Origin of the sequence: Winogradskyella undariae (genome assembly GCF_013285155.1) — a bacterium.
GTDB classification, from domain to species: Bacteria; Bacteroidota; Bacteroidia; order Flavobacteriales; family Flavobacteriaceae; genus Winogradskyella; species Winogradskyella undariae.
This window is the reverse complement of sequence record NZ_JABTEL010000030.1, coordinates 1-8144: the sequence shown is the minus strand read 5'-3', so window position 1 is coordinate 8144 and position 8144 is coordinate 1. Positions and strand designations below refer to the sequence as shown.

General features: G+C 28.2%; 10 protein-coding genes. 2 read left to right on the top strand and 8 right to left on the bottom strand.

Annotated elements, in window-relative coordinates:
* Window positions 1-85: 85 nt before the first annotated feature.
* From HSX10_RS18255 to HSX10_RS18245, 3 genes are all read right to left on the bottom strand, one after another.
* Window positions 86-697, bottom strand: coding sequence for a M1 family aminopeptidase (locus tag HSX10_RS18255; protein WP_173589690.1), 612 nt, complete (start codon window positions 695-697; stop codon window positions 86-88).
* Window positions 698-1005: 308 nt separating this feature from the next.
* On the bottom strand, window positions 1006-1305 hold the full coding sequence (locus HSX10_RS18250) for a hypothetical protein (protein WP_173589689.1): 300 nt from the start codon (window positions 1303-1305) through the stop codon (window positions 1006-1008).
* 10 nt (window positions 1306-1315) lie between these two features.
* A complete protein-coding gene (locus HSX10_RS18245) occupies window positions 1316-2365 on the bottom strand; it encodes a S41 family peptidase (protein ID WP_173589688.1) in 1050 nt (349 codons plus the stop codon).
* A gap of 315 nt (window positions 2366-2680) precedes the next feature.
* On the opposite strand from HSX10_RS18245, the gene HSX10_RS18240 reads away from it, so the two are divergent.
* The gene (locus HSX10_RS18240; protein WP_254453272.1) at window positions 2681-3202 is read left to right on the top strand and encodes an Xre family toxin-antitoxin system antitoxin; all 522 of its coding nucleotides are present in this window, start codon (window positions 2681-2683) and stop codon (window positions 3200-3202) included.
* A complete protein-coding gene (locus tag HSX10_RS18235; protein ID WP_173589687.1) occupies window positions 3202-3669 on the top strand; it encodes an RES family NAD+ phosphorylase in 468 nt (155 codons plus the stop codon). The genes HSX10_RS18240 and HSX10_RS18235 overlap by 1 nt, the downstream gene beginning before the upstream one ends.
* A 72-nt stretch (window positions 3670-3741) precedes the next feature.
* On the opposite strand, the gene HSX10_RS18230 is transcribed toward HSX10_RS18235, so the two are convergent.
* The 5 genes from HSX10_RS18230 to HSX10_RS18210 form a co-directional block, all read right to left on the bottom strand.
* Window positions 3742-4593, bottom strand: coding sequence for an IS3 family transposase (locus HSX10_RS18230; protein ID WP_173589691.1), 852 nt, complete (start codon window positions 4591-4593; stop codon window positions 3742-3744).
* Window positions 4593-4964 carry a transposase gene (locus HSX10_RS18225; RefSeq protein WP_173589686.1) on the bottom strand — a complete coding sequence of 124 codons (372 nt, stop codon included), beginning with the start codon at window positions 4962-4964 and terminating at the stop codon, window positions 4593-4595. Before HSX10_RS18225 ends, HSX10_RS18230 begins: the two co-directional genes overlap by 1 nt.
* A 185-nt stretch (window positions 4965-5149) precedes the next feature.
* Window positions 5150-5704, bottom strand: coding sequence for a YbhB/YbcL family Raf kinase inhibitor-like protein (locus tag HSX10_RS18220; RefSeq protein ID WP_173589685.1), 555 nt, complete (start codon window positions 5702-5704; stop codon window positions 5150-5152).
* Between the two features lie 87 nt (window positions 5705-5791).
* Window positions 5792-6628: a helix-turn-helix domain-containing protein gene (locus tag HSX10_RS18215; RefSeq protein ID WP_173589684.1), complete on the bottom strand. Its 837-nt coding sequence runs from the start codon at window positions 6626-6628 to the stop codon at window positions 5792-5794.
* Window positions 6629-6798: 170 nt separating this feature from the next.
* On the bottom strand, window positions 6799-7941 hold the full coding sequence (locus tag HSX10_RS18210) for a hypothetical protein (RefSeq protein WP_173589683.1): 1143 nt from the start codon (window positions 7939-7941) through the stop codon (window positions 6799-6801).
* Between the last annotated feature and the right edge of the window lie 203 nt (window positions 7942-8144).

Here is an 8144-nt window from a genome sequence, read left to right as displayed (position 1 = left end):
ATGATAATAATTACAGAAGTACTTTAGCAATAAATTAATAAGTTTTTACTTGTTTTTTACCACAGTACTTTGTTGTAGCCAGTTATTATTCTTTTAATTTACTTTCAAATTCCTCTTTAATTGCAATTCCAAATTTGTTTTCAATTAAACTAAGGAATGTTGCATTGTTTATTTCATTACTCTTATAGAAAATTTTAAGTAAATCAATAAAGTTAGTTTTTCCAATTTTGTTTTCTAATTCATAAAGTAAGTAAGCACTTTTATAGGTAACTACATCTTGTCTATATTCGTTATTGTAATTAATATTATATATAGGTGGTAAATCTTTGATTTTTGTTTTTAACTTACTTATGTTTTCTTTAAACACGCTATTTCCGTATTTTTCTCTAAATAGGATTAAAGAAGAATATTCAGCTAATCCTTCATTTAACCAATCTTCCCAATTTTTTATATTTGCTTTGTTCCACCATAAATGAGCAATTTCGTGAGCAAGAATTTGATTACTTTCTTTATCAAAAGAATTGTTTAGAGAAAATGAAATAAACTCTTTACGTGTATATGAAATAGGTCTATTATAATTGTTAATGGCTAAAGTAAGATTGCCAGAATCAGGTTTGCCAAAAAGAAGACTTAAACTCTCATAATGATTCTGTACATTTCTTTTTATGGTATCTCTTAATTTGTCATTTAAGTTCAAATGATAAATTTTTACTTGTCCGTTAAACAGAGGTGTAAATTCTAATTTAGGCGAGATAATTATAGGAATATCAAAATATGGGATTTTTTGGTTAACATTCCAATATTCAATATTATTGGTTATTTTTCCTGAACTAATTAAGTTATACTGAGTTTGAATGTTAATATTATACGTAAAGTGTCCATATTTAAAATTGAAAGGAAACCAAGCGGTATAAAGGTTTAATTCTAGCCAGTTTTTATTAAATTGAAAACTTTTATTCTGAATACTGTCTAAACTATATGAATACGCTATAAGTATTTTATTATCTATGATATTTTTTTTTTTATTACCAAAGTATTGTCTTCTCCAATAAATGATTCATCTATAATTTTATAAGGAATTGTCTTTGAGTTAGAGCATATTTTTTCAATTATTGAAGCTTTTTGAAGATGTAATTTAATAGTGTCTTTTGTTGAAAACTCCTTTAAATCTATAGAAAGATGAGCCTTTAAAATTCTTTTATTAAAGTCAACTAGGATATTTCCTTGATAATGATTTATTTCTTGAGCATAAAGATTATTAAAGTTTAAAACAACGAAGAATATGTAATATATAATCTTTTTCATAATGCACGCTCTAATTATCAGTTAATATTTTAGAAACAAATTCAATCCATTTTTTGTCAGGAATACTTTTGTCAATGTAATAATCTGGTGGAATACCTTTATTGTCAATAGTCATATCAGGAATACGCATACTTCTTGATATACTATAACCTAATTCAAATTCATTACAAGGTGAATTAACAAAATACATATTTGAAATATCCAATACTCCGGCAGTTGTGGTTCCAAATAATTTCACTTTCTTACTTTGTTTTGCAGATAATAAAAATTGCTCTGTAGTGCTACCGTTGTCTTGATTGATAACTACACCAATTTTTTTTGGATAAGTATAAATAGTATCTAATGTTTTAATATGAACTCTTTTAGAATCTAAATTCACAAATTCTCCTAAACTATTTTTAAGTTGTTGTAGATAATTAGTTGCGATTATTCTATTTGCTTTTGTAGTGCTTTTGTTATCGATATAATCTTTTAATCTTTTGTTGTTAAGTTTAGTTGATAATAATTCAACACCTATTGTTCTGATTGGGTTTGTATATAAAAAAGGAATTAATTCATAATAACTTTCATCACTTCCTCCTCCATTATTCCTTAAATCAATAATTAAATTTTCTGTACTAGTTATTTTATTGTGATTTGCTAATAAAAGACTATCTATTGACTGCTTTTCTGAATATTCAAAGGAAGGAATAACTAGAACTAATGTGTTGTTATGTAAATTATAAATTGAGGGTTTTTCACTGGAACTAGTTAATTCTACACTATTTTTTTCTTCTATTAATTTAAGAGACAAATGTCCAGACCTAAAATAAGAAAGCCAGTCAGAGAGGGTTTTAGCACAATCTTTATTGTTACTAATAAGTTTTATCTTTTTCGTGAATTTTTCATTATAATTTTTATATTCATTTTCTCCTTTTTCAGCTAATACATAGCTGAAACCAGCATCGTTTTCTTCAAATGTAGTTTTTAACCATTTGAAGTTTTCTTCGCAACTACAATTTTGAGAAAATATTATTGAATGTAACATTACAATTATTAGAAAACATATTAATTTTTTCATAAGTATCTTCGTTTATTGTAAAGACGAATAAGTTAATAAAATGTTACAATGTTTGTTTTAATTGGCTACAACGTTGTTGTGTATGGTTAGTTGCGTGGTTAAGCAACTAAATTAGTAAACTTTCACGAACCCGTGAATATTCCGCAGGAATATTCGCAAGTAGAGAAGAAAACAGCAATTAATTAATAAGTTTTTACTTGTTTTTTACCACAGTACTTTGTTGTAAGCAGTTTTATTCCAATTTAACTTATTATTTGTGAAATTTAGTTAAATGTCAAATCAATTTCAAATTATATTGTATATTTACCTTAGGTAATGCGTAAATATACAATTATGGATGTTAAGACAAGAAAAGAAGGCTCAAGTATAAAACAAGGTCCAGCAAAAGTTAAGGTTGCTAGAAAGGGTGGAAAAATAATGCGTCCTAGTAAATTTTCTCCATCTTGGGTTGTTACACATTCAAAAGATGCTCCTGGGTTTAAAATGGAATTAATAGGTCGTATTAGAGAGGGCGTTAAAAAGTCGGATTGGAAACAATTGATTCAATATACTGATTCTACAGAAAAAGAATTTGAACATATTCTACCTGCATCAATAAGTAGTATGCAAAAAAAAGCAGTTTATGGAAAAGAAACTTCAGAACGAATTTATGAGTTGGCCAGATTATTTGGACTAGGATATGAAGTTTTTGATTCAAAAGAAGACTTTAAAAAATGGTTAATTACTCCAACAAAGACTCTTGGGAATAAAATTCCATTTGAACTACTCGACAGTAGTTTTGGTTTTGAAATGGTCGAAAATGAAATTGTTAGAATTCAATATAATGTTTATAGCTAATGATTGTTTACAGAGTAGCTAATGTAAAATATAAAGAAACAACATTATCAGGAATTGGTGCTGAAAAGGTTGGTGGAAGATGGAATTCAGTTGGTACTAGAGCAATTTATTGTTCAGAAAATATTTCATTAGCCTTATTAGAGTATTATGTTCATTCCGAAAATATTGCATATTTACCTAAAGAAATATTGGTTGCAAAAATTCAATTTCCAGATGAGTTTATTATAGAGGAATTAGATGAACTTCCAGAAAAATGGAATCAATATCCTTATTCCTCCAAAACAACACAAATTTTCACAGATTTAGCAAAAGATAGAAATAGATTTGCTTTAAGAGTACCATCTACTATTGTCGGTCGTGAATCAAATATTATTTTGAACCCCTTATTTAAAGAATTTGGAAAAGTTGAAATATTAGAGTTTATTGAATTACCAATTGATGATAGGTTAAAAAAAGATAAACGATAATAATTAATGTAAATTTCAAGAGTTTGCTGAGTAATGTCTTGTCCTGAAATACGGCTACAGGTTAAAATTGAATTAAGCTGATAATTTATATACCATATTAGGTGTTTTATAGTCTAAAGATAAATGTAATCTTATTTCGTTGTATAAATTAATTGCATTTTTTGCAGCTTTCCTTGCATGATTGATGTTATCAAAGGTTTGGTCGAGATAAAATTCATCTTTTAAGATGCCATTTACGCGTTCTGCTATGGCATTTTCGTAACAATGATTTTCTTCAGTCATACTAATATCTATCTTTTTTCTTTTAAGTATTTGAGTGTATACATTGCTGCAATACTGTATGCCTCTGTCTGAATGATGAATAAGACCTTTGATGTTATTGGCTTGATAAATAGCTTTATTAAGGGCTCTTACACATCCATTTAGTTCTAGGCTATCACTTAGGTCGTAGCCTACAATTTTACGAGAATACATATCTGTAATAAGTGCTAGATAACAGAATCCTTTTACGGTTCTGATATAGGTAATATCCGAGACCCAAACTTGATTAGGCCTAGTAAGTTCTATATCTTTAATAATGTTACTATACTTATAGAAACGATGGTAAGAGTTCGTAGTTCTGGAACTAGATTTCTTTCTAAGTGTTAGCATGTTATGTTTTCTAAGAACATTAAATAAAGTGTCTCTACCGACCTTTAAGTTAGCTTTGGCAAAATCGTCTTTCAATGATTTTTCAAGTTTACGCACGCCTTCTCTAGGAAGGGATTTGCGTTTTTTTCTAACTATATCAATAATCTGTTGTTCTAGTTTTAAACGTTTATCAGCTCTTCGCTTATATTTATAATAAGCATCACGTTTTAAGTCAAAACAATTAGATATAGTAGATAAGGAAGCAAATCCCTCAGCTTTTACTTTGGCCTTGATTAAGGTTTCGTATTTAGTTTTTTTTTAAGTTGCTGCACGGTTTTGTATCCTAGTTTTTCAGCAGCGACTTCTAGATACGATTCTTCAATCATAGCATCGAGATCCTTTTTAAGCAGAAGCTTTTTAAGCTGTTCAATCTCTTTTTGCAGTGTTTTAATCCGTGTAATTTCGTCTTTTGTTTCCACTTTAATTCTGGTGTTCATTAAGTCTTTACGGTTGTATTTTCTAATCCATTCATTTATAGTTGTAGGATTGATTCCATAAGCTTTACCGAGTTGACTTTTGTTTAGTTTTCCGGTTGTAAGTTCGTCTAAAATTTTCAGTTTAAAAGGTTCTGAATACCGTCTGATCACTTTGTCATTTTTGTACATAATGTTTAAAATTATGTAGCCTTTATTCAGGACGAGTCAAGCTTGCGTACAACGTTGTTGTATATGGAAAGTAGCAGATTTATTTGCGATAATTTTCCGTTATAAAACAAAGATAGCAGAAAAGAAATAAACTTTAAGTTTAGCTCTTAACTGCTATTTTTTATATACGGTGTTGTGTGCAGTACTTATTCTTTTCGTTTGTAATAAGCTACAATACTTGCCTTTGCTAATGTTTGATTCCAAAGATTAAAACCAACAATGGCTGGATTTATATTTTCATCAAGTCCTAATTTATCTGTTTTTAAAGCATAAACAGTAATTATATATTGATGAAATCCGTGTCCTTTAGGTGGACAAGGTCCTCCAAATCCTTTAATTCCATAATCTGTTATACTCTGAATTACGCCTTTAGGTGATAAATTTAGTTCAACATTTCCTGCATTAGTTACCAATTCATTTACGTTAGCAGGAATATCAAAAACAACCCAATGCCAAAATCCACTTCCTGTTGGTGCATCTGGGTCATACATTGTTATTGCAAAACTTTTTGTTCCTTCAGGTGCATTTGCCCATAAAAGTTGTGGCGATTTGTTATCTCCAGTACAACCAAATCCATTAAATTCTTGAGTCTTTGTTGCTTCTCCACCTAAATCGTTGCTTGATAGGGTAAATGTTTTTTGTCCGAAACTTGCTGTTGTGAAAATTAGTGACAGCATTAAAATTAAACTTGTTTTTTTCATTTTATTATGTTTTAATATTTGACACAAAATTAAATCTTAAATGAAAAAAGAGACATAGTTAAACGCTCAAAAAGTGTCGCAAAAAGCTCATTCCGTTTGGTGCTGTTTTGGTGTTTTATTGTATTTTGATTTATAAGCTTGAATAAAGCTCGATAAATTTTCGTAACCTACTTCAAAATATATTTCAGAAGATTTTTTATTTTTTTGATTGAGCAAATAGTAAGCGTGTTCTAATCTTTTGTTTTGAAACCATTTGATAGGTGATTCAGAATAATTTTTTTCAAATTCTCTTTTAAAAGTTGATACACTCATATTACATAAAAATGCTAATTCTTTCAAGGTTAGTTTTTTCAATTGATTACTCTCAACAGTTCGAGTAAAGTTTTGTGTAAGATTATCATTATTGGACGTTAAAGAATATAAAATATGAGTTCCGTGTAATTCCACAAGATAGAGCATTATCTCTTCAAATTTTACTTCAATTATTTTTTGTTGTACTGTTTTTGAAAGCTTGGAAATATCTATTAAACTATCAACAAAGCGTTTAATAAATTTATCATATTCAAATGAATAAACAGATTTATATTCGTTCTGTTCAATGTTATTTAGTTCGAATTTTTGAATGAATTTAGATAAGGTTTCGTTTGAGAAAAATAAAAGAATACTTCTGTAATTTTTAATTTCGGATAGTTTTTCTGTCATTAAACAATGACCAGATTTCATAATTAAAAACTTGCGATTATCAATAGAAAGGTCTGAATTATCAAAAATCACTTCTTTGTTTCCTTCAATTAAAAAGCTAAATGTATTCTGATTTAGAATGATTTGTTGTTTGGAAATTTCCTTTGAACTACAATAGTCATAAACTTGAACAGTATGTGACTTTTCAGAGTTTAGTGATTCTGGCAGTTTAATTATATCCATTTTTATTTTCAGGGTTTCGTGAGGTATTGCACACAACGTCTGTGTGTATGGTTAGTTGCGTGGTTTAGCGACTAAGTTAGCAAATAAAAACCGAATAGAAAGTCCGAGAGGACTTTCGTAAGTAGTCTATAACCAAGCAATTAACTATACACGGTGTTAGCAATAGTTATTTATTTATTCAGCCTGTAAATAAACAAATCAGTTGATGTCGAGTTATTTGGTAAATCAAAATCGCCAGTTTCACTATCTGTTATTCCATAAATATAATGAAAATTTGGACTTTCAAAGTTCGCTAAGTTAAAAGTTCCAATGTTATCAAGACTTCCAATATATTTTTCTGAAACTATTTCTAAATTAGAATTTAAAACCGTAAAATTTAATTTTTTTCCATTTTGAGATGAACCTTTTTGTCCTAAAAAGCAGATGTTATTGTTAGATAAAGGTGATAAGCTAATAGCATTTCCATAGTCCTCATAACTTACAGATGAACTTACGTTGCCTGAACTGTCAAAAATGTCTAGATTTAATGTTTTTCCAATTGTGCCATTTTCACGAGTAACCATTAAAATTTCATTTGATGTAATTGGAAAACTTGAATGAATTTTGCCTACTTCTTCTAAACCAGTTAATGTTATAGTATTAGATAAATCTCCATTTGAATCAAATATTTTACAGTCAAAATCTTCGTAAAAAAACGAACTATTTATATTATAATTTCTAAATAAATATGTTATGTTGTTTTTTCTTATAACGTTCGATAAGTTTGATTGAGAATTTGAATAATTTAATTCGTAGGAATTTAATAAACTTCCAGAAATAGAATACTCATCATATTGAATAGAATTTGATTCGTGATTTACGGCAATAAATCCATTATCAGATTTTCTTAAATTTAAATTGTTATAATTTTGATTTGTAGTAAAGTCATTACTTACTAGATTTCCATCCAAATCTAGTTTTGCTAAATCCACACCTGAACTACCATTTGCGATATAAAAAAAGAAAATATTGTTATCATCAATAAACAGTTGACTAGTCCAAATGTTTGTTCCGATTTGTAAATCAGATTCCCAATCAATTTCTCCATTTTCATTAATTTGGCAGATTTTGTTTAAATTGTCAGAGGAATCATAATAAGTCAATAATACTTGATTATTTGTTTTTTCTGCAACCGAAAGCGGTGTTGCATTTGGAATTAAAATTACATACTCATTTTCGTTTTCAGGTATAGGATTTTCATCATTACTGTCATCCGATGAGCAGTTAAAAAGCATTAAGCTAAAAATTGATAAAAGAAATAATGTTTTTTTCATAATGTTTGTGTTTAATTATTGCTAACGTTGTTGTATATGGTTTGTTGCGTGTTTTAAGCAACTAATTTAGTAAATAATTACGGACAAAGAAAGTCCGCGAGGACTTTCGTAAGTAAGCAAGAAGCCAGCAATAAATTATATACGGCTTAAGTTAGCATTTTAATAAAAACACTAAATTTAAGCTATATAATTAGAAAGAACAA